Source organism: Variovorax cryoconiti (genome assembly GCF_051216395.1).
GTDB lineage: Bacteria > Pseudomonadota > Gammaproteobacteria > Burkholderiales > Burkholderiaceae_C > Variovorax.
The window spans coordinates 206,237-230,765 of the sequence record NZ_JBPJZI010000001.1; the positions used below are offsets into that span (position 1 = coordinate 206,237).

General features: G+C 66.3%; 21 protein-coding genes. 20 read left to right on the plus strand and 1 reads right to left on the minus strand.

Features of this window, described 5'->3' with window-relative positions:
* Positions 1-4 precede the first annotated feature (4 nt).
* Positions 5-2,401, minus strand: coding sequence for a penicillin-binding protein 1A (locus ACSFA2_RS01075; protein ID WP_435453467.1), 2,397 nt, complete (start codon positions 2,399-2,401; stop codon positions 5-7).
* 242 nt (positions 2,402-2,643) lie between these two features.
* Between ACSFA2_RS01075 and ACSFA2_RS01080 the strand changes: the two genes are divergently transcribed.
* The 20 genes from ACSFA2_RS01080 to ACSFA2_RS01175 all read left to right on the plus strand — a co-directional run bounded on the left by ACSFA2_RS01080 (position 2,644) and on the right by ACSFA2_RS01175 (position 24,528).
* Positions 2,644-3,723 carry a pilus assembly protein PilM gene (locus tag ACSFA2_RS01080; protein ID WP_435453468.1) on the plus strand — a complete coding sequence of 360 codons (1,080 nt, stop codon included), beginning with the start codon at positions 2,644-2,646 and terminating at the stop codon, positions 3,721-3,723.
* Positions 3,720-4,355: a PilN domain-containing protein gene (locus ACSFA2_RS01085; RefSeq protein ID WP_435453469.1), complete on the plus strand. Its 636-nt coding sequence runs from the start codon at positions 3,720-3,722 to the stop codon at positions 4,353-4,355. The genes ACSFA2_RS01080 and ACSFA2_RS01085 overlap by 4 nt, the downstream gene beginning before the upstream one ends.
* An 11-nt stretch (positions 4,356-4,366) precedes the next feature.
* Positions 4,367-5,044, plus strand: coding sequence for a type IV pilus inner membrane component PilO (locus ACSFA2_RS01090; protein WP_435453470.1), 678 nt, complete (start codon positions 4,367-4,369; stop codon positions 5,042-5,044).
* Positions 5,041-5,580 carry a pilus assembly protein PilP gene (locus ACSFA2_RS01095; RefSeq protein WP_435453471.1) on the plus strand — a complete coding sequence of 180 codons (540 nt, stop codon included), beginning with the start codon at positions 5,041-5,043 and terminating at the stop codon, positions 5,578-5,580. The genes ACSFA2_RS01090 and ACSFA2_RS01095 overlap by 4 nt, the downstream gene beginning before the upstream one ends.
* Complete coding sequence (locus tag ACSFA2_RS01100) at positions 5,577-7,739, plus strand: type IV pilus secretin PilQ (RefSeq protein ID WP_435453472.1); 2,163 nt, start codon at positions 5,577-5,579, stop codon at positions 7,737-7,739. The genes ACSFA2_RS01095 and ACSFA2_RS01100 overlap by 4 nt, the downstream gene beginning before the upstream one ends.
* A gap of 6 nt (positions 7,740-7,745) precedes the next feature.
* Positions 7,746-8,327, plus strand: a complete 582-nt coding sequence (locus ACSFA2_RS01105) for a shikimate kinase (RefSeq protein WP_435453473.1) — start codon at positions 7,746-7,748, stop codon at positions 8,325-8,327.
* 33 nt (positions 8,328-8,360) lie between these two features.
* Positions 8,361-9,470, plus strand: coding sequence for a 3-dehydroquinate synthase (aroB, locus tag ACSFA2_RS01110; RefSeq protein WP_435453474.1), 1,110 nt, complete (start codon positions 8,361-8,363; stop codon positions 9,468-9,470).
* A 25-nt stretch (positions 9,471-9,495) separates the two neighbouring features.
* On the plus strand, positions 9,496-10,629 hold the full coding sequence (locus ACSFA2_RS01115) for a deoxyguanosinetriphosphate triphosphohydrolase (protein ID WP_435453475.1): 1,134 nt from the start codon (positions 9,496-9,498) through the stop codon (positions 10,627-10,629).
* A complete protein-coding gene (locus ACSFA2_RS01120; protein WP_435453476.1) occupies positions 10,626-11,885 on the plus strand; it encodes an MFS transporter in 1,260 nt (419 codons plus the stop codon). Before ACSFA2_RS01115 ends, ACSFA2_RS01120 begins: the two co-directional genes overlap by 4 nt.
* Entirely contained in the window at positions 11,882-12,499 is a 618-nt protein-coding gene (locus tag ACSFA2_RS01125) for a DUF1415 domain-containing protein (protein WP_435453477.1), read from the plus strand. The genes ACSFA2_RS01120 and ACSFA2_RS01125 overlap by 4 nt, the downstream gene beginning before the upstream one ends.
* Complete coding sequence (locus ACSFA2_RS01130) at positions 12,496-13,356, plus strand: class I SAM-dependent methyltransferase (RefSeq protein ID WP_435453478.1); 861 nt, start codon at positions 12,496-12,498, stop codon at positions 13,354-13,356. The genes ACSFA2_RS01125 and ACSFA2_RS01130 overlap by 4 nt, the downstream gene beginning before the upstream one ends.
* Before the next feature lie 13 nt (positions 13,357-13,369).
* Complete coding sequence (locus tag ACSFA2_RS01135) at positions 13,370-14,062, plus strand: transposase (protein ID WP_435453479.1); 693 nt, start codon at positions 13,370-13,372, stop codon at positions 14,060-14,062.
* A gap of 180 nt (positions 14,063-14,242) precedes the next feature.
* Positions 14,243-18,982, plus strand: coding sequence for a glutamate synthase-related protein (locus ACSFA2_RS01140; RefSeq protein WP_435453480.1), 4,740 nt, complete (start codon positions 14,243-14,245; stop codon positions 18,980-18,982).
* A 38-nt stretch (positions 18,983-19,020) separates the two neighbouring features.
* Positions 19,021-20,499 carry a glutamate synthase subunit beta gene (locus ACSFA2_RS01145; protein WP_435453481.1) on the plus strand — a complete coding sequence of 493 codons (1,479 nt, stop codon included), beginning with the start codon at positions 19,021-19,023 and terminating at the stop codon, positions 20,497-20,499.
* Between the two features lie 59 nt (positions 20,500-20,558).
* Positions 20,559-21,416 carry an ABC transporter ATP-binding protein gene (locus ACSFA2_RS01150; RefSeq protein ID WP_435453482.1) on the plus strand — a complete coding sequence of 286 codons (858 nt, stop codon included), beginning with the start codon at positions 20,559-20,561 and terminating at the stop codon, positions 21,414-21,416.
* On the plus strand, positions 21,413-22,195 hold the full coding sequence (mlaE, locus tag ACSFA2_RS01155) for a lipid asymmetry maintenance ABC transporter permease subunit MlaE (protein WP_435453483.1): 783 nt from the start codon (positions 21,413-21,415) through the stop codon (positions 22,193-22,195). Before ACSFA2_RS01150 ends, mlaE begins: the two co-directional genes overlap by 4 nt.
* Before the next feature lie 24 nt (positions 22,196-22,219).
* Positions 22,220-22,708 (plus strand): outer membrane lipid asymmetry maintenance protein MlaD, encoded by a 489-nt coding sequence (gene mlaD / locus ACSFA2_RS01160; RefSeq protein WP_435453484.1) that lies wholly within the window; start codon positions 22,220-22,222, stop codon positions 22,706-22,708.
* Positions 22,708-23,460, plus strand: coding sequence for an MlaA family lipoprotein (locus ACSFA2_RS01165; protein WP_435453485.1), 753 nt, complete (start codon positions 22,708-22,710; stop codon positions 23,458-23,460). The genes mlaD and ACSFA2_RS01165 overlap by 1 nt, the downstream gene beginning before the upstream one ends.
* Before the next feature lie 130 nt (positions 23,461-23,590).
* Entirely contained in the window at positions 23,591-24,250 is a 660-nt protein-coding gene (locus ACSFA2_RS01170; protein WP_435453486.1) for an MlaC/ttg2D family ABC transporter substrate-binding protein, read from the plus strand.
* Positions 24,251-24,255: 5 nt separating this feature from the next.
* Complete coding sequence (locus ACSFA2_RS01175) at positions 24,256-24,528, plus strand: STAS domain-containing protein (RefSeq protein ID WP_286644421.1); 273 nt, start codon at positions 24,256-24,258, stop codon at positions 24,526-24,528.
* Position 24,529: the final 1 nt, after the last annotated feature.

Below are 24,529 nucleotides of genomic sequence, written 5' to 3' on the forward strand. Positions count from 1 at the left end.
CCGCTCAGTTGCGGAACAGGTCGAGGATGCGGTTGCGTTCTTCGGGCGGCGGCGGGGCGCCGATGGGGGCACCAGTAGCGGCTTCGCCCGTGGGGGCGGCGGAATCCATGCCCAGGCTGGTCACGCCTCGGCCCGGTCCGTAGTCGTCGTAATACAACTCCCCGCCGACGTTGACCACGCCCGCCGGGGCGGTGGGCTCGGTCACCGGCACGCCCTTGAGGGCGGTTTCCATGAAGCTGATCCAGATCGGCAGGCTCAGGCCGCCACCGGTTTCGCGGTCGCCCAGCTTGCGCGGGGTGTCGTAGCCGATCCAGGCGATGGCGGTCATGGTGGGCTGGAAGCCCGCGAACCAGGCGTCCAGCGAATCGTTGGTCGTGCCGGTCTTGCCGTAGATGTCGGGGCGCTTGAGCGTGGCCTGTGCCTTCGCGGCCGTTCCGCCGCTCGCCACCGATTGCAGGAGGCTGTCCATGATGAAGGCGTTGCGCTGCGGGATGGCACGCATGCTCTCGTTGAGCAACGGGGGTTGCGTTTCGACCAGGACCTTGTCCTTGTGGTCGGTCACGCGCGTGATCAGGTAGGGGCTCACGCGGTAGCCGCCGTTGGCGAACACCGAATAGGCCGTCGCCATCTGCATGGGTGTGACCGAGCCGGCGCCCAGCGCCATGGGCAGGTAGGCCGGGTGCTTTTCCTTCTCGAAACCGAAATTGCCGATCCAGTCCTGCGCGTAGCGCGTGCCGATCGACTGCAGGATCCGGATCGACACCATGTTCTTGGACTTCATCAGCGCCCGGCGCATCGACATCGGGCCCTCGAAGCCCCCGTCGTAGTTCTTGGGCTCCCAGGGCTGGCCGCCGGTGGTGCCGGCGTCGAAGAAGAGGGGACCGTCGTTGATCACCGTCGAGGGCGAAAAGCCCTTCTCGAGTGCTGCGGAGTAGATGAAGGGCTTGAAGCTCGACCCTGGCTGGCGCCAGGCTTGCGTCACATGGTTGAACTTGTTCTTGCTGAAGTCGAAGCCGCCAACCATGGCCTTGACCGCGCCGTCGCGCGGGTCGAGCGCGACGAATGCGCCCTCGACCTCGGGGAGCTGGGTGATCTCGAAGGTGTTCTTGGGCGTGCGGGCGACTCGGATCACCGCGCCGCGGCGCACCTTGATGTTCGGCGGTGCCTTGTCCGACAGCCCGGACTGCGCCGGCTTGAGCCCGTCGCCGGTGATCTGCAGCACGTCGCCATTGGCGCGCACGGCCGTGATCTCCTTGGCGTTCGCCTTCAGCACCACGGCGGACATCACGTCCCCGTTGTCGGGGTGTTCGGCCAGGGCGTCGTCGACCGCTTCGTCCAATTCCTTCGGGTCATCGGGCAGGTCGACGAACTTCTCGGGGCCGCGGTAGATCTGCCGACGCTCGTAATCCATGATCCCCTTGCGCAACGCCCGGTACGCGGCGGCCTGGTCGGCGGCGACCAGCGAGGTGTAGACCTTCAACCCGCGCGTGTAGGTGCTGTCGCCGTACTGGCTGTACATCAGTTGGCGAACCGTTTCCGCCACGTACTCGGCGTGCAGGCGCGTGGGGTCGGCGCCGTCCCGCAGGTGCAGTTCTTCCTTCTTGGCGTCGGTCGCCTGCTCGGCGGTGATGAAGCCGGCATCGCGCATGCGGTCGATCACATACAACTGGCGGCCCCGCGCGCGCGCGGGGTTACTGACCGGATTGTTGGCGCCGGGTGCCTTCGGAAGGCCCGCCAGCATCGCGGCCTGGGCAATCGTGATCTCTGTCAGTGGCTTGCCGAAGTAAGCCTCCGAAGCGGCGGCGAAGCCGTAGGCGCGGTTGCCGAGGTAGATCTGGTTCAGATAGATCTCGAAGATCTGATCCTTGCTGAGCAGGTGCTCCAGCTTGAAGGTCAGGAGCACCTCGTAGATCTTGCGCGTCAGCGTCTTCTCGGAGCTCAAGTAGACATTGCGCGCCACCTGCATGGTGATGGTGGACGCGCCCTGGCTCTTGATGCGGTTCATGTTGGCCAGGCCCGCACGGACCAGGCCCTTGTAGTCGACCCCGCCGTGGTCGTAGAAGCGGGCGTCTTCCGCGGCCAGGACCGCGTCCTTCATGACCTTCGGGATGGTGGAGATCGGCGTGAGGTTGCGGCGCTCTTCGCCGAACTCACCGATCAACGTGCCTTCGGACGAAAACACCCGCAGGGGCAGCTTCGGCCGGTAGTCGGCCAGTTCGGAGATGTCGGGAAGGTTGGGATACGCCACTGCCAAGGCAACGGCGATGATGCAGACGATCGCGACGGCGCCAGCCGCGACGATTCCGATCGCCCAGGCCAGCAGTCGCAGCAACCAGGTCAGCCAGCGAGGGCGTGTCGGGGCGGTCTTTTTCGGGCGCGCTGGGCGGGCGGAGTCGGGCATGGAGGGGGGCTGAGTCACCGCGCATTATAAAAACGCGGACTTCGCAAGTGGGGGCTCGCCGAGCGCAGACGCGCCGAAATAGGTGCCGCGTCACGTAAGTTGCAGAAGCGAACGTTTGCGTGAACTTTTGACAACGCCTCGGCGATGGGGCCGATCGGGATTCTTGGAGGTCTCACGATGTTGCTGCTAGCATGCAACCATACGCAAATTTTTCCAATCGTTACAAACGGATGGGATAGACCTTGACCGCTTTCGGATCGTTGTTTCGTCGTCAGCCCTCGCCATTGGTCGGGCTGGACGTGAGTTCGTCCAGCGTCAAGCTGGTCGAACTGGGCCGCGATGCCGGCGGAAAGCTGGTGCTGGAGCGCTGCGCCATCGAGCCCCTCGAGCGCGGCTGGATCACGGACGGCAACGTCGAGAAGTTCGACGAAGTGGCCGAGGCCGTGCGCCGCGTGGTCCGCAAAAGCGGCACGAAAACCCGCAACGTGGCCCTCGCGCTGCCGCCTTCTGCGGTCATCACCAAGAAAATCATCCTTCCCGGTGGCATGAGCGAGCAGGAACTCGAGCTTCAGGTCGAGTCCGAGGCGAACCAATACATCCCCTTTTCGCTCGACGAAGTGAGCCTCGACTTCTGTGTCATGGGCCAGAGCGCCGGTTCCGCAGGCGACGTCGAAGTGCTCATCGCCGCGTCGCGCAAGGAAAAGGTGCAGGACCGCCAGGGCCTGGCCGAAGCAGCCGGCCTCAAGGCCATGATTCTGGATGTGGAGTCCTATGCATCGCGGCTTGCCACGGCCAGGCTGATCGAGCAACTTCCTGGCCAAGGGCGCGACGCCGTCGTGGCGCTCTTCGAAGTCGGCGCTTACACGACCAGCATGCAGGTCTTGCGCAATCAGGAAGTGCTGTACGACCGCGACCAGGCCTTCGGCGGCGCCCAGTTGACGCAACTCATCGTCCGCCAGTATGGGTTCTCCGTCGAAGAGGCCGAGGGCAAGAAGCGCAGCGGCGATCTGCCCGACGACTACAACGCTGGGGTGCTCAAGCCCTTTGTGGCCAGCATTGCCCAGGAAATCGCGCGCGCCTTGCAGTTCTTCTTCACCAGCACGCCGCACAACCGCGTGGACTACGTGTTGCTCGCGGGCGGCTCGGCGGCGCTTCCGGGGCTGACCAGTGCGGTGACGCGTCAGACTTCCTTCGCCTGCTCCCTCGTGAACCCTTTCGAGGGGATGGAGATCAGCGCTGGCATTCGCGAGAAGAAAGTCAAGCGTGAGGCGCCCTCTTATCTGACGTCGTGCGGCCTGGCGATGCGGAGGTTTCTGCAGTGATCCTGATCAACCTACTGCCGCACCGCGAGGCGGCGCGCAAGCGTCGCCGCGAGAGCTTCTATGCCACGCTGGGCGCCGCCGCGCTGCTCGGTGGTCTGATCGCCGGCGCCGGTTACGTCTGGTTTCAGGCGCAGATCTCCAGCCAGCAGGCGAAGAACAACTATCTGCAGACCGAGATCAAGAAGCTCGAGTCCGAGATCAAGGAAATCGCGACGCTGCAGGCCGAGATCGCCGCCTTGAAGGCGCGTCAGCAGGCCGTCGAAGATCTGCAGGGCGATCGCAACATGCCCGTGCACTTGTTGAATGAACTGGTGCGGCAACTGCCGGATGGTGTCTATCTGGCCAGCATGAAACAGGACGATCGGGCCGTGACATTGCAGGGCATGGCGCAGTCGAACGAGCGCGTTTCCGAGTTGCTGCGCAACCTCGGCAACAGCAGCCCGTGGCTGGTGAAGCCCGAACTTGTCGAGATCACGGCGGGCACTGTCGCGTTGAGCCCGCGTGACCAGCGACGCGTTGCGAACTTCACGATGCGCATCGGCCTGAAGCGCCCGACCGATGTTCAGAAGCCGGCTGCCGGTGCGGCGTCGGCGCCGGCCAAGGGTGCTGCTGCAGCGCCCGCCAAAGGCTAAGGGGACCGTCCATGGCGACCAGAAAATCCGCTCCTAAAGTCGACGTTGGCGACGCACTGCGACGCTTCTCCGAGCAGTTCAAAGGGCTCAATCCGAACGATCCGTCGGTCTGGCCGGCCGTTCCGCGCTATCTCCTGTCCGTTGCCGTCACAGCCCTCGTGCTGGTCGCGCTGTGGTTCGTCTGGCTGACCAATTCCAACGACGAACTGGAGGTCGAGCGCGCCAAGGAAGTGACCCTTCGCGCCGACTACCAGAAGAAGGTGGCGCAAGCCGCCAACCTCGACCTTCTGAAGAAGCAGCGCGAGCAGGCCCAGCAGTACGTGACGCTGCTCGAGAAGCAATTGCCCAGCAAGGCGGAAATGGACGCATTGCTGTCCGACATCAACCAGGCCGGCCTGGGCCGAAGCCTGCAGTTCGAGCTGTTCCGACCGGGCCAGGTGGCCGTTCGCGATTACTACGCCGAATTGCCGATCGCGGTCCGCGTCAGCGGGAAGTACCACGACATGGGTGCTTTCGTGGCCGATGTCGCCAACCTGTCGCGCATCGTCACCTTGAACAACCTGTCGATCACGCCGCAGAAGGATGGTGCGTTGACCATGGACGCGACGGCGCGCACCTACCGCTACCTCGACGACGAAGAGCAGGCCACCCAGCGGCGTGCAGCGGCATCCGGAGCGAAGAAGAAATGAATATCGCCAAAGCGTTGGGACTCTGCGCCGTGGTGATGCTCCTCAGCGGATGCTGGGGGGCTGAACAGAAGGACCTGCAGCAGTGGATGGCCGAAGAGCGCACCAAGGTGCGGCCGACGGTTCCACCCCTCACGGAGCCCAAGAAATTCACGCCGCAGGCTTACACCGAGGGCGCGGCGTTCGAGCCGTTCAACAGCCAGAAGCTGACGCAGGCGCTGCGCCGCGACTCCGCCCAGCCCTCCACCTCGGGCCTCATCGGTCCGGAACTGACGCGGCGCAAGGAAGCCCTTGAGTCCTTTCCGCTCGACGCGATGGCGATGGTCGGCAGCATGAGCCGCAACGGCCAGCCGATCGCCTTGGTGCGCGTGGACAAGCTGCTCTACCAGGTTCGTGTCGGCAACTACCTTGGATTGAATTACGGGCGTATCACCCGTATCAACGAAACCGAACTCGGCTTGCGTGAAATCGTGCAGGACGCCGCCGGTGAATGGATCGAACGCGTGGCGACGCTGGAATTGCAAGAGAGGTCGAAATGAGTCAACAAAAAGCGATGGTTGTACGGTGGCTCCGCGGTGCCGGCCTCACGCTCGGAATGTTCGCCGCCATGGCGGCGGCGCAGGCGCAGAACGCGATCGAGTCGGTCACCACCTCGATGCAGTCCGGCGCGGAGGTCGTGCGCATCGACCTCACGCAGCCGCTGAGCACGGCGCCCGCCGGCTTTGCCATCCAGACGCCGGCGCGGATCGCGCTGGATTTCCCGGGTGTCAGCAACGCGATCGGGCGATCGGCCGTCGAGGTGAACCAGGGCAACCTGCGTTCCATCAACGTGGTCCAGGCCGGAGAGCGCACGCGCCTGGTCTTGAACCTGAAGCAGGCCACTGCCTACAAGACCGAGATCCAAGGCCGCTCGCTGCTGGTCTCGCTCGAGCCCGTGGCGGGTGCCGCCCTGGCTGCCCCGGCGTCTGCCAGTTTCGCCGAGAACCGCAACCGCGACACCTTGCCGCTGCGCGATGTCGATTTCCGCCTGGGTGCCGACAACACCGGCCGGGTGATCGTCGACCTGGCCAACAACCAGGTGGGCGTCGACATTCGGCAGCAAGGCAAGAACCTGGTCGTCGAGTTCACCAAGTCGACGCTGCCCGAGGGGCTGCGTCGTCGCCTCGATGTGGCCGATTTCGGAACGCCGGTGCAACTGATCACGGCGCAGCAGTCCGGCGACCGCGTGCGCATGACCATCGAGCCCAAGGGCGACTGGGAGCACAGCGCTTACCAAAGCGAGAACCAGTTCGTCGTGGAAGTGCGTCCCCGCAAGGTCGACCCGACCAAGCTGACGCAGGGCGTCGGCTACAGCGGCGAAAAGCTGTCTCTGAATTTCCAGAACATCGAGATCCGCTCTCTGCTGCAGGTCATCGCCGACTTCACGAACTTCAACATCGTCACGTCCGATTCGGTGACGGGCGCTCTGACGCTCCGCCTGAAGGACGTGCCTTGGGATCAGGCGCTGGACATCATCATGCAGGCGAAAAACCTGGGCATGCGCAAGAACGGCAGCGTGTTGTGGATTGCGCCGAAGGACGAGATCAATGCCAAGGAAAAGATGGAGTTCGAGGCCAAGGCGGCCATCGAAACCCTCGAGCCCCTGCGCACGCAGTCGTTCCAGCTCAACTACACCAAGGCGTTGACGATCGCGCAGGGCCTGACCGGCACCGGTGCCAGCGCGGGCGGCGGCGGCGGTGGCGGTTCCAACGCGTCTCGCATCCTGAGCCCGCGCGGTAGCGTGATCGCGGAGTCGCGCACCAACCAACTCTTCGTGTCCGACGTGCCCACGCGCCTGGCGCAGGTCGCCGAACTGATCCAGAAACTCGATGTGCCTGTGCGTCAGGTGCTGATCGAGGCGCGCATCGTCGAGGCGTCGGACACCTTCGGCCGGTCGCTGGGCGTCAGGCTCGGTGGCGGCGCCATCAACAGCCGCACGGCGGTCGGTACCTATCCCAACGTGACCGGCGGTGGCACCACCACCACGGTGACGAACGGCGTGGCCACCAGCACGTCGACCAGCCCCACCGTGGCCTTCCCGCAGTTCACCCAGAGCAATTTCGTGAATCTGCCGTCGACCGGCGTGGCCGGCAACGGCAACGACGCCGGCACCTTCGCGATCTCGCTGTTCAACTCCAGCCTGTCGCGCATGCTCAACCTGGAAATCTCGGCGCTGGAGGCAGACGGCAAGGGCAAGGTGGTGTCGAGTCCGCGCGTCGTCACGGCCGACCAGACCAAGGCACTGATCGAACAAGGTACCGAACTGCCTTACCAGGTGGCGACCTCCAGCGGCGCGACCTCCATCGCTTTCCGCAAGGCCAACCTCAAGCTGGAAGTGACGCCGCAGATCACGCCGGAAGGCAACATCATCCTGACGCTGGACGTCAACAAGGACACGGTGGGTCAGGCGACCACCGCCGGTTTCGCGATCAACACGAAACACGTGCAGACCGAGGTGCTGGTGGAGAATGGCGGCACGGTGGTCATCGGTGGTATCTTCGAAATGACCGAGAGCAACAACGAATCGCGCATTCCGGTGCTGGGTGAAGTGCCGTACCTGGGCGCCCTGTTCCGGACACGCGAGCGCACCTACAACAAGACCGAAATGCTGGTATTCATCACGCCGAAGATGATCACCGACCGCAACGCCGCACGTTGATGAAGCGTGGAGATTGCTAGCGTCGTCGGAGAACCGACGATCGCTCTCGTCGGATTGCCGGGCTCGGGAAAGTCCGCCATTGGACGGCGGCTCGGGCAGCAGTTGGGGTGGCGCTTCGTCGACAGCGACCACTGCATCGAAGACCGCATCGGTTGCACGATCCGGGCGTTCTTCGAGCGTGAAGGCGAAGACGCGTTCCGCGACGTCGAAGAGCAGGTGCTGACCGATCTGACGTCCTCGCTGCGACAGAGCGTGATGGCGACGGGTGGCGGTTCGGTGCTGCGGGCGTCGAATCGACAGCACCTGCGCGAGCGGACCCACGTGGTCTACCTTCGTTCCTCGCCGGAAGAGCTGCTCAGACGGTTGCGCCACGATACCAAGCGCCCCCTCCTGCAGGTGGCGGATCCGCTCCAGCGGTTGAAGGACCTGCACGCGGTGCGCGACCCGCTCTATCGAGAGATCGCGCACACCACCGTCGACACCGGCCGGCCGTCGATCGCGATGCTGGTGGGTGCCATCGTCCAGCAGCTCGAAGAGGCCGGCGTGGTTCGCCAGGCCCCCCACCAGGGCGCGGGCCCGACGGGCTGAAGCGGCGCTGCGCCCAACGCCTAAACTTGGGGCATGCTCACACCGGTTTCTCCCACGGCGCCTCAGCGTGTCGACATCGCGCTCGGCGAGCGCAGCTACCCGATACTGATCGGTGCCGGCCTGCTCGACCAGCCCGCCAGCTTCGAGGCCGTGCCGAAGGCGGCGAGCGCGTTGATCGTCACCAACACCACCGTCGGACCGCTCTACACGGCTGCGCTGCAGAGGGCACTGACCGGCCGATTTGCCGCCGTCCGCGTGCTCGAACTGCCGGACGGTGAGGCGTACAAGGACTGGACCACGCTCAACCGGATCTTCGACGCCTTGCTGGGCCACGGCTGCGACCGCAAGACGGTGCTGTTTGCCCTGGGCGGCGGCGTGGTGGGTGACATGACCGGATTCGCGGCCGCCAGCTACATGCGCGGCGTGCCCTTCGTCCAGGTGCCGACCACGCTGCTGGCGCAGGTGGATTCGTCGGTGGGCGGCAAGACCGCCATCAACCACCCGCTGGGCAAGAACATGATCGGCGCCTTCTACCAGCCGCAGCTGGTGCTGTGCGACCTCGCGACGCTGACGACACTGCCGCCACGCGAGCTCAGCGCAGGCCTGGCGGAAGTCATCAAGTACGGGCCGATCTACGACATGGCCTTCTTCGACTGGATCGAGGCGAACCTTCCGGCGCTGCGCGCCCAGGAGCCCGCCGCGATGGCGCATGCCGTGCGGCGCAGCTGCGAGATCAAGGCCGAGGTGGTGGGGCAGGACGAGCGCGAGCACGGGCTGCGCGCCATCCTGAACTTCGGGCATACCTTCGGCCATGCCATCGAATCGGCGCTCGGCTACGGCGAGTGGCTGCATGGCGAGGCCGTCGGTTGCGGCATGGTGATGGCGGCCCAGCTGTCGCAGCGGCTCGGTGGCGTCGACAGCGCCTTCGTGCAGCGGTTGACGACCCTGATCGAGAAGGCCGGCCTGCCGATCGTCGCGCCGCGCTTTGGCGCCGAGCGCTATCTCGAGCTGATGCGTATCGACAAGAAGTCCGAAGGCGGCGAGATCCGCTTCGTGGTGATCGACAAGCTCGGCTCCGCGGTGATGCGCCCGGCGCCCGACGCGATGGTGCGCGAGGTCCTGGCGGCATGCGGCGCGGCGTGAAGGCGGCAGCTTCTGGCGACCGGCCATGACCGAACTCGCGCCATTCGCCAGCCACCCGTCGCGCTCGCGCGGCCGCCGCCATCCGGAGCCGGCCGCACCCACGCGCGACGACTTCCAGCGCGACCGCGACCGTATCGTCCACTCCACCGCTTTTCGCCGGCTGGTCTACAAGACGCAGGTGTTCCTGAACCACGAAGGCGACCTGTTCCGCACTCGGCTCACGCATTCGCTGGAGGTCGCGCAACTGGCGCGCTCCATCGCGCGGGCACTGCGGTTGAACGAAGACCTGGTCGAGGCCATCGCCCTCGCGCACGACCTGGGGCACACGCCCTTCGGCCACGCGGGCCAGGACGCGCTCGACGAATGCATGCGCGAACACGGCGGCTTCGAGCACAACCTGCAGAGTCTGCGCGTGGTCGACACGCTCGAGCACCGCTACCCGCAGTACGACGGCCTCAACCTCAGCTTCGAGACGCGCGAAGGCATCCTCAAACACTGCTCGCGCCCCAACGCCGAGCAGATCGAGGCGGCCGAGCCGAACGGCGTCGCCCACCGCTTCCTCGACCGCACGCAGCCCAGCCTCGAAGCCCAGCTGTGCAACCTGGCCGACGAGATCGCCTACAACGCGCACGACATCGACGACGGCGTGCGTTCGGGGTTGATCGGCATCGAGCAACTGGCCGATGTCGAGCTCTTCGAGCGCTACCGCCGCGAGGCACTGGCCGAGCACCCAGCACTGAGAGGCCGCCGTGTGCTGTACGAAACCATCCGCCGCATGCTGAGCGCCCAGGTCTACGACGTGATCGACGCGACGCGCGCGGCCATTGCCGCGGCATCGCCAGCCGATGCCGACGCGGCGCGCCAGGCCGGGCCACTGGTGCTCTTCGGCGACGCGATGCGCACGCAATCGGCGGCGCTCAAGCGCTTTCTCTTTCGCGGGCTCTACCGCCATCCGCAGGTGGTGCAGACCACGGTGCAGGCCAGCGCGGTCGTCGAGGAGCTGTTCGCGGCGTACATCGACAAGCCCTCGGAGATGCCCGAATCCTTCGCCGTGCGTGGCGACGGCCCGCGTGCCGTGGCCGACTACATCGCGGGGATGACCGACCGTTTCGCCATGCGCGAGCACGAGCGCCTCACCGGGCGCGCGTGGGCCGCATGAGCCGTGCGCCGTCCAAGCTACCGCCCGCGACGCTGGCCGTGCTGTTCGCCGGCGTGAGCGCCGCGCTGCACCTTGGAAAGCTACCGCCAGCGGTGAACGCGCTGCAGGCATCACTGGGCATCGGCCTGGTCGAGGCGGGCTTCCTGCTGGCGCTGGTGCAGGTGGCCGGCATGACGCTCGGGCTGCTGGCGGGGCTGGCGGCCGACGCGATCGGCCTGCGCCGCAGCATGCTGATCGGATTGGTCACGCTGACCGTCGCGAGCGTGCTCGGTGGTGCGGTCGGCGTCGCGGGCCTGGTTGCCGCCGATGCCGTGCAGGCGCTGCTCGGTCTGCGCACGCTCGAAGGGCTGGGTTTCCTGATGGTCGTGATGCCGGCCCCGGCGCTGATCCGCACGACCGCGCCGCCGGATCGCGAGAAGTCGGCCCTGGGTTGGTGGGGCGCCTACATGCCGCTCGGCGTGGCCGCGGCGCTGCTCATCGGCCCGTTTCTGATCGGCGGGGCCGGTTGGCCGGCATGGTGGTGGGCGATCGCGGCCGTCTCCGGTGCCGCGGCGCTGTGCGTTGCGCTCTGGGTACCGCGCGACGATGCGCGTGTGTCGCCGTCGACTGCAGCCCAGGCCGCGTCATGGTCCGAGCGATCGCGCAGCACACTGCGTTCGACCGGGCCGTGGCTCGTGGCCGCCGCTTTCGCGGTGTATTCGTCGCAGTGGATCGCGGTGATCGGCTTCCTGCCGGCGATCTACGCCGGTGCCGGCGTTCCCGCACAGTGGAGCGCGCTGCTCACGGCCCTGGCGGCGGCGATGAACATCGGCGGCAACGTGCTGGCCGGGCGTTGGCTGCAACGGGGCGTGCCAGCGGGTCGCCTGTTGCGCTGGGGTTATGCATCGATGGCGATCGGCGCCGTGGTGGCCTTCGCCCAGGTCGGTGCCGCTGGCGATGCCGTGGGTCTGCCGCCGCTGCTGCGCTATCTGGCGATCTGTGCCTTCTCCCTGGCCGGCGGCATGGTGCCGGCCACGCTCTTCGTGCTCGCCGTGCGCGTGGCGCCCGGCGCGTCGACCGTGGCGACCACGGTGGGGTTGATGCAGCAGGCGTCGGCGTTGGGGCAGTTCGCCGCGCCGCCGCTGGTCGCCTGGCTGGCCCATCGCGCCGGTGGCTGGCAGTGGACCTGGGCGGTCACCGCGGCGTGCGCGTCGATCGGCCTCCTGCTGGCCGGGCGGCTCGCGCGGCGTGGTGTATCGGCTGGAGTGCCCGCATGACGCACAGGGCCCGTTCCGAGGTCGGCGAGCCGGCGCGTGCCGTGGCTGAGACAATCACCGACGCGCAGGCCGAAGCCGACACGCGCCACTGGCTCGAAGCGGCGGTGATCGGCCTCAACCTGTGTCCGTTCGCCAAGGCGGTGCACGTGAAGCGGCAGGTCCACTATGCGGTGCATCTGCCAGCCGATGACGACGCTGGCCTGCTCGACCGGTTGCTGGCCGAGGCGAACGCCCTGGCCGCCCTTGACGCAAGCGAGCGCGACACCACCCTCCTGATGGCTCCGAACACCTTGGCCGATTTTCTGGACTTCAACGATTTCACCGCACGCGCCGAGCGCCGGCTGGCGCGCGCCGGTTTCGAGGGCGCGCTGCAGCTGGCGAGCTTTCATCCGCGCTTCCAGTTCGCGGGCACCGAGCCAGACGACATCGGCAACGCCACCAACCGCGCGCCGTACCCGACCCTGCACCTGCTGCGCGAAGAGAGCATCGACCGTGCGGTGGAGGCGTTCCCGGAGGCCGAGGCGATCTTCGAGCGCAACATCGAGACGCTGGAGGCGCTGGGCGCCGACGGCTGGGCCGCGCTGAACGTCGGCCCGGGCGGAGCCGCGCGATGAGCAAGCTCGACAAGGCCGCCAAGGCCGAAGCCGACGTCCTGCAGGAACTGCGCCCCGGCCAATCGGTCGAGCTGCTGAAGGAGCTGCACATCCTCACGCGCGAAGGCCGGCTGAACCAGGATTCGCGGCGCAAGCTCAAGCAGGTCTACCACCTGTTCCAGTTCATCGAGAAGCTGCTGCGCGAGCTGCCGGGGGAGGGCGCCGGCGCCACGCTGGCCGACCATGGCGCCGGCAAGTCGTACCTCGGCTTCATCATCTACGACCTGTTCTTCAAGGCGCTCGGCGGCGGCCATGTCTACGGCATCGAGACCCGCGCCGAGCTCATCGAGAAGTCGCGCGCGCTGGCCACGCGGCTGGGCTTCGACCGCATGGCCTTCCTCAACCTGACGGTGGCCGAATCGACCCATGCCAGAGAGCTGCCGGCGCAGATCGACGTGGTCACCGCCCTGCATGCCTGCGACACCGCGACCGACGACGCCATCGCCTTCGGCCTGGCGAAGCAGGCGAAGTTCATGGTGCTGGTGCCCTGCTGCCAGGCCGAAATCGCCGCTTGCCTGCGCCAGACCAAGGCGCTGGCCCTGTCGCGCACGCCGCTGGCCGAGCTGTGGCGGCATCCGCTGCACACGCGCGAGATCGGCAGCCAGCTCACCAACGTGCTGCGTTGCCTGTACCTTGAGGCCCAGGGCTACCAGGTCACGGTGACCGAGCTGGTGGGCTGGGAGCACAGCATGAAGAACGAGCTCATCATCGCCAAGCGCACCGGCCACGCCAAAGCCAGCGCGGCCGAGCGGCTTCGCAGCCTGCTGGCGGAGTTCGGCCTGTCGTCGCTGCTGGACACGCGTTTCCGGCTGCCCTGAGCCTCGCGTCGCCATGGCCCGTCTGCCCCGACTCACGCTGCCCGGCCAGCCGCACCACGTGATCCAGCGCGGCAACAACCGCCAGGCCATCTTCATCGACAACGCAGACCGGGAGCGCCTGCTAGCGCTCTGGGCCGAGCAGGCGCCGCGCTTCGACGTGGCGCTGCACGCCTACGTGCTGATGGACAACCACTTCCATCTGCTGGCGACGCCGGCGGCGGCGGACGGCCTGCCGAAGTTCATGCAGGCGGTCGGGCGCAGCTACGTCCGCGCCTTCAACGACCGTCACGGGCGCAGCGGCACGTTGTGGGAAGGGCGCTACCGCGCCACGGTGCTTCAGGCCGAGCGCTACCTGCTGCCGAGCATGGTCTACATGGACCTCAACCCGGTGCGTGCCGGCCTGGCGGCGGAGGCACGCGACTTCGCGTGGTCGAGCCATCACCACTACGCAGGTTTGCGGAACGATCGGTTCCTGTCGCCGCACCCGCTCTACTGGGCGCTGGGCAACACGCCGTTCGCGCGCGAGGCGGCTTACGTCGACCTGGTGCGCGGTGGGGTCGGCGCGCGCGACCAGCAGGTGCTGACCGACTCCGCCCTGCAAGGGTGGGCGGCAGGCGACGAGCGCTTCGTGGCGCAATTGCAGGCGGCGACCGGTCGACGTCTGGTCAAGGCCCGGGCCGGGCGGCGGCCCCTCACAAAAGCTTGAGCGGGAGAGATCGCCCGGCTCAAACAGGCGTCTTTAATATGTCCCCAATTAATAGTCGAACGAAATAATGGGAATTTATTAAGTATCTGACCCCAATTAAAGTGCTTGGCATTGTTTGTGCAACACCCTATCCTCCGTTCCCCTGCGAAATTTCCCGCGATAAATGAAGGAGTGCGTCCCATGACGACGGAAGCCGAAATCCAACACCTGGAACAACACGGGCTGTATTCATCCAGCAACGAGCACGACGCTTGCGGCCTGGGCTTCGTGGCGCACATCAAGGGCGAGAAGCGGCACGACATCGTGACGCAGGCCTTGAAGATCCTCGAGAACATCGACCATCGCGGCGCAGTGGGCGCTGACAAGCTGATGGGCGACGGTGCCGGTATCCTGATCCAGATCCCCGACGCGTTGTACCGCCAGGAGATGGGCAAGCAGGGCATCGAACTCCCGCCGTACGGCGAGTACGGCGTGGGCATGATCTTCCTGCCGAAGGAGCATGCGTCGCGCATGGCCTGCGAGCAGGAGATGGAGCGCGCCATCAAGGCCGAAGGCCAGGTGCTGCTGGGCTGGCGCGACGTGCCGGTCAACCGCGACATGCCGATGTCGCCGGCCGTCAAGAAGACCGAGCCGATCCTGCGCCAGGTGTTCATCGGCCGCGGCAACGACGTCATCGTGCAGGACGCGCTGGAGCGCAAGCTCTACGTGATCCGCAAGACCGCCAGCGCCAACATCCAGAACCTGGAGCTCAAGCACAGCAAGGAATACTACGTTCCGAGCATGTCGAGCCGCACGGTGGTCTACAAGGGCCTGCTGCTGGCCGACCAGGTGGGCGTGTACTACCTCGACCTGTCCGACGAACGCTGCGTGTCGGCCATCGGCCTGGTGCACCAGCGCTTCTCGACGAACACCTTCCCCAAGTGGCCGCTGGCCCACCCGTACCGCTATGTCGCCCACAACGGCGAAATCAACACGGTGCGCGGCAACTACAACTGGATGAAGGCGCGCGAAGGCGTGATGTCGTCGCCGGTGCTCGCCGCCGACCTGAAGAAGCTGTACCCGATCAGCTTCGCGGGCCAGTCCGACACCGCCACCTTCGACAACTGCCTCGAACTCATGACCATGGCCGGCTACCCGATCAGCCAGGCCGTGATGATGATGATCCCCGAGCCGTGGGAGCAGCACGACACCATGGACGAGCGCCGCCGCGCGTTCTATGAATACCACGCCGCCATGATGGAGCCTTGGGACGGCCCGGCCTCGATCGTCTTCACCGACGGCCGCCAGATTGGCGCCACGCTCGACCGCAACGGCCTGCGACCGTCGCGCTACTGCGTGACCGACGACGACCTGGTCATCATGGCGTCCGAATCCGGCGTGCTGCCGGTGCCCGAGCACAAGATCGTCCGCAAGTGGCGCCTGCAGCCCGGCAAGATGTTCTTGATCGATCTCGAGCAGGGCCGCATGATCGACGACGACGAACTCAAGGCCTACGTCGTCAACACCAAGCCCTACAAGCAGTGGATCGAGAACCTGCGCATCAAGCTCGACAGTGTCGAGGCGCCCGCCGCGACCATTCCTGAAAGCGCGGTGTCGCTGCTCGACCGCCAGCAGGCCTTCGGCTACACGCAGGAAGACATCAAGTTCCTGATGTCGCCCATGGCCCAGGCCGGTGAGGAGGGCATCGGCTCGATGGGCAACGACAGCCCGCTGGCCGTGCTGTCGAGCAAGAACAAGACGCTCTACAACTACTTCCGGCAGATGTTCGCCCAGGTGACGAACCCGCCGATCGACCCTATCCGCGAGGCGATCGTGATGTCGCTCAACAGCTTCATCGGCCCAAAGCCGAACCTGCTGGACATCAACCAGGTCAACCCGCCGATGCGGCTCGAGGTGGCGCAGCCGATCCTCGATTTCGCCGACATGGCGAAGCTGCGCAACATCGAGCAGCACACGCAGGGCAAGTTCCGCTCCAGCACGCTCGACATCACCTACCCGGCCGACTGGGGCCGCGAGGGCGTCGAGGCCAAGCTGGCGTCGCTGTGTGCCGAGGCGGTCGATGCGATCAAGGGCGGCAGCAACATCCTGATCGTGAGCGACCGTGCGGTGAGCGCCACGCAAGTGGCGATCCCCGCGTTGCTCGCGTCGAGCGCGATCCACCAGCACCTGGTGCGCGAGGGCCTGCGCACCACGGCTGGCCTGGTGGTCGAGACCGGCAGCGCCCGCGAAGTGCATCACTTCGGCGTGCTGGCCGGCTACGGCGCCGAAGCCGTGCACCCCTACCTTGCGATGGAAACGCTGGCCGCGATCCACAAGGACCTGCCTGGCGACCTGTCGGCCGACAAGGCGATCTACAACTACGTGAAGGCGATCGGCAAGGGCCTGTCGAAGATCATGTCCAAGATGGGCGTGAGCACGTACATGAGCTACTGCGGCGCGCAGCTGTTCGAGGCCATCGGCCTGAACAACGACACGATCGGCAAGTACTTCTCGGGCACCGCCAGCCGCGTCGAAGGCATCGGCGTCTTCGAAATCGCGGAAGAAGCGCTGCGCATGCATGCCGCCGCCTTCGGCGACGACCCGGTGCTCGCCAACATGCTGGACGCCGGCGGCGAATACGCCTGGCGCACCCGCGGCGAAGAGCACATGTGGAGCCCGGACGCGATCGCCAAGCTGCAGCACAGCACGCGCGCCAACAACTGGAACACGTACAAGGAATACGCCCAGATCATCAACGACCAGAGCCGCCGCCACATGACGCTGCGCGGCCTGTTCGAGTTCAAGATCGATCCGTCGAAGGCGATTCCGGTCGAAGAGGTCGAGTCGGCGGCCGACATCGTCAAGCGCTTCGCCACCGGCGCGATGTCGCTGGGCTCGATCTCGACCGAGGCGCATGCCACGCTGGCCGTGGCGATGAACCGCATCGGCGGCAAGAGCAACACGGGCGAGGGCGGGGAAGACCCGGCGCGCTACCGCAACGAGCTCAAGGGCATCCCGATCAAGCTCGGCGACACGCTCAAGAGCGTGATCGGCGAGGCGAACGTCGAGGTCGACCTGTCGCTCAATCCCGGCGACTCGCTGCGCTCGAAAATCAAGCAGGTCGCCTCGGGCCGCTTCGGCGTCACGGCCGAGTACCTGAGCTCGGCCGACCAGATCCAGATCAAGATGGCGCAGGGCGCCAAGCCCGGCGAAGGCGGCCAGCTGCCCGGCGGCAAGGTGACCGAGTACATCGGCAAGCAGCGCTACTCGGTGCCGGGCGTGGGCCTCATCAGCCCGCCGCCGCACCACGACATCTACTCGATCGAAGACCTGGCGCAGCTCATCCACGACCTGAAGAACGTCGCGCCGCATGCCAGCATCAGCACGAAGCTGGTGAGCGAAGTGGGTGTGGGCACGGTGGCCGCGGGCGTGACCAAGTGCAAGAGCGACCACATCGTGATCGCGGGTCACGACGGCGGCACGGGCGCCTCGCCCTGGTCGTCGATCAAGCATGCCGGCGGCCCGTGGGAAATCGGCCTGGCCGAGACGCAGCAGACGCTGGTGCTCAACCGCCTGCGCGGCCGCGTGCGGGTGCAGGCCGACGGCCAGATGAAGACCGGCCGCGACGTCGCGATCGGCGCGCTGCTGGGCGCCGACGAATTCGGCTTTGCCACCGCGCCGTTGATCGTCGAAGGCTGCATCATGATGCGCAAGTGCCACCTCAACACCTGCCCGGTGGGCGTGGCCACGCAGGACCCGGTGCTGCGCAAGAAGTTCTCCGGCAAGCCCGAGCATGTCGTCAACTACTTCTTCTTCATCGCCGAGGAAGTGCGTCAGATCATGGCGCAGCTGGGCATCCGTACCTTCAACGAGATGATCGGCCGCGCCGACCTGCTCGACATGAAGAAGGGCATCGCCCATTGGAAGGCCAGCGGCCTCGACTTCAGCCGCCTGTTCGCATTGCCGAACGTGCCGGACGATGTGCCGCGCTTCCACGTAGAGAACCAGGACCACGGCCTCGAACACAACCTCGACACCAAGCTCATCGAGAAGTCGCGTGCGGCCATCGACAAGGGCGAGAAGGTGCAGTTCATCGAGGTCGCGCGCAACGTGAACCGCACCGTCGGCGCCAAGCTGTCGGGCGCGCTCACGCGGGTGCACCCTGAAGGCCTGCCGGACGATTCGATCCGCATCCAGCTCGAAGGCACCGGCGGGCAATCGTTCGGCGCCTTCCTGGCGCGCGGCATCACGCTGTACCTGATCGGTGATGCCAACGACTACACGGGCAAGGGCCTGTCGGGTGGCCGCATCGTCGTGCGTCCGAGCCTGGACTTCCGCGGCGAAGCGGTGCGCAACACCATCGTGGGCAACACCGTGATGTACGGCGCCACCACCGGCGAGGCGTATTTCTGCGGCGTGGCCGGCGAGCGTTTCGCGGTGCGGCTCTCGGGTGCGACGGCGGTCGTCGAAGGGACCGGCGACCACGGCTGCGAATACATGACCGGCGGCACGGTCGCGGTGCTGGGCAAGACCGGCCGCAACTTCGCCGCCGGCATGAGCGGCGGCGTGGCCTTCGTGTATGACGAAGACGGCCAGTTCGCCTCGCGCTGCAACCTGTCGATGGTGTCGCTCGAGAAGGTGCTGACCACGGCCGAGCAGACCGCCACCGTCAAACCCGCGATCTGGCACAACGGCACGACCGACGAGGCGCAGCTCAAGAAGCTGCTGGAAGACCACCACCGCTGGACCGGCAGCAAGCGCGCGCGCGAACTGCTGGACAACTGGACCGTGAGCCGCACGAAGTTCGTGAAGGTGTTCCCGAACGAGTACAAGCGCGCGCTCGCGGAAATCCACGACCGCAAGGCGTTGGTGGCCGCCAGCGGCAACGACGCCAAGGCCGGCCTCGAGCCGCACGTCACGCGCAAGACCGCCGCGGTCTGACACGCAGTCGCCAAGAACAAAAGGAACAGGACAGCACGATGGGAAAGATCACCGGCTTCATGGAGTACGAGCGTCTCGAAGAGGGCTACAAGCCCGTCGAGGAACGCCTCAAGCACTACAAGGAATTCGTCGTCGGCCTCGACAAGGACCAGGCCAAGGTCCAGGGCGCGCGCTGCATGGATTGCGGCACGCCCTTCTGCAACAGCGGTTGCCCGGTCAACAACATTATTCCGGACTTCAACGACCTGGTGTACCGCGACGACTGGCAGAACGCCTTCGCGGTGCTCGACTCGACCAACAACTTCCCGGAATTCACCGGCCGCATCTGCCCCGCCCCGTGCGAGGCGGCCTGCGTGCTCAACGTGAATGACGACGCGGTCGGCATCAAGTCGATCGAGCACGCGATCATCGACCGCGCCTGGGACGAAGGCTGGGTCCAACCGCGTGTCGCCAAGCACAAGACCGGCAAGAAGGTCGCCGTGGTCGGTGCCGGCCCGGCCGGCATGGCCGCGGCCCAGCAGCTGGCGCGTGCCGGCCACGACGTCACGCTGTTCGAGAAGAACGACCGCGTGGGCGGCCTGCTGCGCTACGGCATTCCCGACTTCAAGATGGAGAAGACGCACATCGACCGCCGCGTCGAGCAGATGAAGGCCGAGGGGGTCGTCTTCCGCACCGGCGTGATCGTCGGCGCTGCCAAGGACACGCTGGGCAAGGGTTCCAAGGTCACGAACTGGGCCAAGGAAACCGTCACGCCCGAACAGCTGGACAAGGAGTTCGACGCGGTGCTGCTGACCGGCGGCGCCGAGCAGTCGCGCGACCTGCCGGTGCCTGGCCGCGATCTCGACGGCATCCATTTCGCGATGGAGTTCCTGCCGCAGCAGAACAAGATCAATGCAGGCGACAAGCTCAAGAGCCAACTGCGCGCCGACGGCAAGCATGTCATCGTGATCGGTGGCGGCGACACCGGTTCCGACTGCGTGGGCACGAGCAACCGCCACGGCGCCGTCAGCGTCACGCAGTTCGAGCTGATGCCGCAGCCACCGGAAGAAGAGAACCGCCCGATGACCTGGCCGTACTGGCCGTACAAGCTGCGCACCAGCTCCAGCCACGACGAGGGGTGCGAGCGCGAATTCGCCATCTCGACCAAGGAATTCATCGGCGACAAGGGCAAGCTCACCGGCCTGAAGACCGTCCGCGTCGAGTGGAAGGACGGCAAGATGGTCGAGGTGGCCGGCAGCGAGCAGATCCTCAAGGCCGACCTGGTGCTGCTGGCCATGGGCTTCGTCAGCCCGGTCGCCAGCGTGCTCGATGCCTTCGGCATGGAGAAGGACGCGCGCGGCAACGCCAAGGCCACGGTCGACTTCATCGGCGGCTATGCCACCAGCGTTCCGAAGGTCTTTGCCGCTGGCGACATGCGCCGCGGCCAGTCGCTGGTGGTGTGGGCGATTCGAGAGGGCCGGCAGGCCGCGCGCTCGGTCGACGAGTTCCTGATGGGGTTCAGCGACCTGCCGCGCTGATACCTGTCGTAACGCGACCACGCGCGCTCCCTTATCATGGGGGCCGACCGCAAGCCGGGATGCCCGAAAGGGCGCCCCGGCTTTTCTTTTTGGATATGGACACCCTTCCTCCTTCGCTCATCGAATTCCGTGACGTGACCTTCGGGTACGGCGCGCGCGCGATCCTGGACGGCGTGTCGCTGGCCGTGCCGCGCGGCAAGGTCACGGCACTGATGGGCGCCTCCGGCGGCGGCAAGACCACCGTGCTGCGGCTGATCGGTGGCCAGTTGCGCGCGCAGCGTGGCGAGGTGCTGCTCGACGGCGCCGACGTCGGCCAGATGAAGGCGCCTGCGCTCTATGCGGCCCGGCGCCGCATGGGCATGCTGTTCCAGTTCGGTGCGCTGTTCACCGACATGAGCGTGTTCGACAACGTGGCCTTTCCGCTGCGCGAGCACACCCAATTGCCCGACGCGTTGGTGCGTGACATCGTGCTCATGAAGCTCGATGCGGTGGGCCTGCGTGGGGCGCGCGACCTGCTGCCGAGCGAGGTCTCCGGTGGCATGGCGCGCCGCGTGGCACTGGCCCGCGCCATCGCGCTCGACCCCGACCTGGTGATGTACGACGAACCCTTCGCCGGCCTCGACCCGATCTCGCTGGGCACGGCCGCCCGGCTGATCCGCCAGTTGAACGACACGCTCGGGCTCACCAGCATCATCGTGTCGCACGACCTGGAAGAAACTTTCCGCATCGCCGACCACGTGATCATCCTGGCCAACGGCCGCATCGCGGCGCAGGGGCGGCCCGACGAGGTGCGCGAGAGCGTCGACCCGCTGGTCCACCAGTTCGTCAACGCGCTGCCCGACGGGCCGGTGCATTTCCACTACCCCGGAGCCACTGTCGAAGACGACTTCGGCCCCGCGCCGGGAGGGCATCGATGAGCTTCTGGAATCCGGCCGACGTCGGCTTCGCCGTGCGCAGCAAGCTGGCCGACCTGGGCCAAGGTGCCCGGCTGTTCGCTCGTCTCGCGGGCCCTGGCGCCCGCAGCCTCGGCCGCTTCTCGCTGGTGCGCGACCAGATCCATTTCCTCGGCAACTACTCGCTGGCGATCATCGCGATCTCCGGGCTCTTCGTCGGCTTCGTTCTCGGCCTGCAGGGCTACTACACGCTGCAGCGCTACGGCTCAGCCGATGCGCTGGGCCTGCTGGTGGCGTTGAGCCTGGTACGGGAGCTCGGCCCGGTGGTGGCGGCGCTGCTCTTTGCGGGACGCGCCGGCACGTCGCTCACGGCCGAGATCGGGCTCATGAAGGCGGGCGAACAGCTGAGCGCGATGGAGATGATGGCGGTCGACCCGGTGCAGCGCATCCTGGCGCCGCGCTTCTGGGCCGGCGTGATCACCATGCCCTTGCTGGCGGCCGTGTTCAGCGCGGTGGGCATCGTGGGCGGCTACGTGGTCGGCGTGCTCATGCTGGGGCTCGACCCGGGCTCCTTCTGGAGCCAGATGCAGGGCGGCGTCGACGTCTGGAAGGATGTCGGCAACGGCGTCGTCAAGAGCATCGTCTTCGGCTTCACCGTGACCTTCGTGGCGCTGCTGCAGGGCTTCGAGGCGCAGCCCACGCCGGAGGGCGTGTCGCGCGCCACCACACGAACCGTGGTGGTGGCATCGCTCGCCGTGCTCGGCCTGGATTTCCTGCTGACGGCGATGATGTTCAGCATCTAGTAGAAACACCCCAAGAGATCGACCATGCAACGTTCCAACAATGACATCTGGGTGGGCCTGTTCGTGCTGATCGGCGCGGCGGCGCTGCTCTTTCTGGCGCTTCAGTCGGCCAACCTGCTGAGCCTGAGTTTCCAAAAGTCTTACACGGTCACGGCGCGCTTCGACAACATCGGCGGCCTCAAGCCCCAGACTGCGATCAAGAGCGCGGGCGTGGTGGTCGGTCGTGTCGACTCGATCACGTTCGACGACAAGAATTTCCAGGCCAGCGTGACGCTGTCTTTGCAAAATCGCTACAGTTTCCCCAAGGACAGTTCGTTGAAGATTCTCACCAGTGGCTTGCTCGGCGAGCAGTACATCGGGATCGAGGCGGGCGCCGAGGAGAAGAACCTTCAGCAGGGCGACGTGGTCACGTCCACGCAGTCTGCCGTCGTTCTCGAAAATCTGATCAGCCAATTCCTGTACAGCAAGGCAGCCGAGGGCAGTTCGCCGCCAGCGCCGGCCCCCAAGAAATGATGCCTCTCACCTCCACATCTCCGGCCGCATCGGCCCTGATCTCGCTGCGGCGCTTTCGCTGCGCCGCCGCTGTGCTGACGCTCGTGGCGCTGGCGGGCTGCGCCAGCGGGCCGTATCCGAACAAAGCCGACCCGTTCGAGCCGCTGAACCGAGGCGTCTTCGGCTTCAACGATGCGGTCGATCGGACGGTGCTGGTGCCCGTGGCCACAGCGTACGAGAAGGTGCTGCCGTCGCCGGTGCGGACCGGCGTCAACAATTTTTTCGCCAATCTGGGCGATGTCTGGAACTTCGCCAACAGCGTGTTGCAGCTGAAGGCGCAGAGCAGTGCTGAAACCTTCATGCGGCTCAATGTCAACACCTTCTTCGGGCTGGGCGGCCTGATCGATGTCGCCAGCGAACTGGGCATTGATCGCCACAGCGAGGATTTCGGCCAGACCCTGGGCTACTACGGCGTGCCGAGCGGCCCCTATGTGGTGCTGCCGATCCTCGGCTCGTCCACGCTGCGCGACACGGCGGCCCTGCCGGTCGATATGAAGGGCGATCTGGTCGGCTACGTGCATGACATCCCGGTGCGCAATTCGATGTACGTGCTGCGCATCGTCGACACCCGCGCCAGCTACCTGCGCGCCGGCCGGCTGATCGGCGACGCGGCGCTCGACAAATACTCTTTCACGCGGGACGCCTACCTCCAGCGCCGGCGCAGCGAAGTGCACGACGGCAACCCGCCGGACGACGGCGCCGGTGCCGACTGAGCGCGTTGTGCTTGCATCCGGTTGCAAGCGCTCGCCCTGGGCCAGGAACCCGGGCACGCTTCGCCCTTCCAACGGACGTGAGCTTCGAGGCTTCGTCTTTTCGATCTGATCCGAGGAAACTGTTTTGACCATGAACTCCACCGCTACCGTGCAACGCCGCCACATCGGCCGGCTGGCCCTCGCCAGCGCCCTGCTGTTCAGTGCGGCGGCCTTCTTCGTTTCCCCCGCACGGGCTGCCGACGAGGCGCCCGACGCCCTGGTTCAGCGCATCTCCGGCGATGTGCTGAACACGATCAAGGCTGACAAGTCGATCAAGGCCGGCGACATCGACAAGATCATGGTCCTGGTCGACAGCAAGATCATGCCCAACGTCAACTTCCAGCGCATGACCGCTTCGGCCGTCGGCCCGGCCTGGCGCCAGGCCACGCCAGAACAGCAGAAGCGGCTGCAGGACGAGTTCAAGACCCTGCTGGTGCGCACCTACGCCGGCGCGCTCGACCAGGTCAGCAATCAGACCGTCAGCGTCCGTCCGTTCCGTGGTTCGCCGGACGACAAGGATGTGCTCGTGCGCACCGAGATCCGCGGTGGCGGCGACCCGGTGCAACTCGACTACCGCCTCGAGAAGACGCCGGGCGATGGCAGTGGCTGGAAGGTCTACAACCTCAATGTGCTGGGCGTGTGGCTGGTCGACACCTACCGCACGCAATTCGCGCAGCAGATCAACAGCCAGGGCATCGACGGGCTGATCTCGGCCTTGGCGGCGCGCAACAAGAGCAACAACAAGAGCTGAGTCCGATGCTGGTCCTCCCGCCCAAGTTGACGCACGACGAAGCCCCCGCCTGCATGCGGATGCTGCAGCAGGGCTTGGCGGGCCAAGAAGGCTCCAGCGCCGTGGTCGATGCCAGCGCGCTCGAGCGTTTCGATTCCTCGGCGCTGGCGGTGCTGCTGGAATGCCGCCGCGAGGCGAGCGCGCTGGGCCGCAGCTTTGCGGTCAAGGGCCTGTCGCCGCGTCTGCGCGAACTGGCTTCGCTCTACGGTATCGCGGGCCTTTTGCCCGCCGCGCCCTAGA

Bases quoted from the DNA above. Each gene is read 5' to 3' on its own strand.
- ACSFA2_RS01075 (WP_435453467.1), bottom strand. From the start codon at position 2,401: ATGCCCGACTCCGCCCGCCCAGCGCGCCCGAAAAAGACCGCCCCGACA.
- ACSFA2_RS01140 (WP_435453480.1), top strand. From the start codon at position 14,243: ATGACGACGGAAGCCGAAATCCAACACCTGGAACAACACGGGCTGTAT.
- ACSFA2_RS01100 (WP_435453472.1), top strand. From the start codon at position 5,577: ATGAGTCAACAAAAAGCGATGGTTGTACGGTGGCTCCGCGGTGCCGGC.
- mlaD (WP_435453484.1), top strand. From the start codon at position 22,220: ATGCAACGTTCCAACAATGACATCTGGGTGGGCCTGTTCGTGCTGATC.
- ACSFA2_RS01130 (WP_435453478.1), top strand. From the start codon at position 12,496: ATGAGCAAGCTCGACAAGGCCGCCAAGGCCGAAGCCGACGTCCTGCAG.
- ACSFA2_RS01165 (WP_435453485.1), top strand. From the start codon at position 22,708: ATGCCTCTCACCTCCACATCTCCGGCCGCATCGGCCCTGATCTCGCTG.
- mlaE (WP_435453483.1), top strand. From the start codon at position 21,413: ATGAGCTTCTGGAATCCGGCCGACGTCGGCTTCGCCGTGCGCAGCAAG.
- ACSFA2_RS01135 (WP_435453479.1), top strand. From the start codon at position 13,370: ATGGCCCGTCTGCCCCGACTCACGCTGCCCGGCCAGCCGCACCACGTG.
- ACSFA2_RS01125 (WP_435453477.1), top strand. From the start codon at position 11,882: ATGACGCACAGGGCCCGTTCCGAGGTCGGCGAGCCGGCGCGTGCCGTG.
- ACSFA2_RS01090 (WP_435453470.1), top strand. From the start codon at position 4,367: ATGGCGACCAGAAAATCCGCTCCTAAAGTCGACGTTGGCGACGCACTG.
- ACSFA2_RS01170 (WP_435453486.1), top strand. From the start codon at position 23,591: ATGAACTCCACCGCTACCGTGCAACGCCGCCACATCGGCCGGCTGGCC.
- aroB (WP_435453474.1), top strand. From the start codon at position 8,361: ATGCTCACACCGGTTTCTCCCACGGCGCCTCAGCGTGTCGACATCGCG.
- ACSFA2_RS01150 (WP_435453482.1), top strand. From the start codon at position 20,559: ATGCCCGAAAGGGCGCCCCGGCTTTTCTTTTTGGATATGGACACCCTT.
- ACSFA2_RS01115 (WP_435453475.1), top strand. From the start codon at position 9,496: ATGACCGAACTCGCGCCATTCGCCAGCCACCCGTCGCGCTCGCGCGGC.
- ACSFA2_RS01145 (WP_435453481.1), top strand. From the start codon at position 19,021: ATGGGAAAGATCACCGGCTTCATGGAGTACGAGCGTCTCGAAGAGGGC.
- ACSFA2_RS01120 (WP_435453476.1), top strand. From the start codon at position 10,626: ATGAGCCGTGCGCCGTCCAAGCTACCGCCCGCGACGCTGGCCGTGCTG.
- ACSFA2_RS01095 (WP_435453471.1), top strand. From the start codon at position 5,041: ATGAATATCGCCAAAGCGTTGGGACTCTGCGCCGTGGTGATGCTCCTC.
- ACSFA2_RS01175 (WP_286644421.1), top strand. From the start codon at position 24,256: ATGCTGGTCCTCCCGCCCAAGTTGACGCACGACGAAGCCCCCGCCTGC.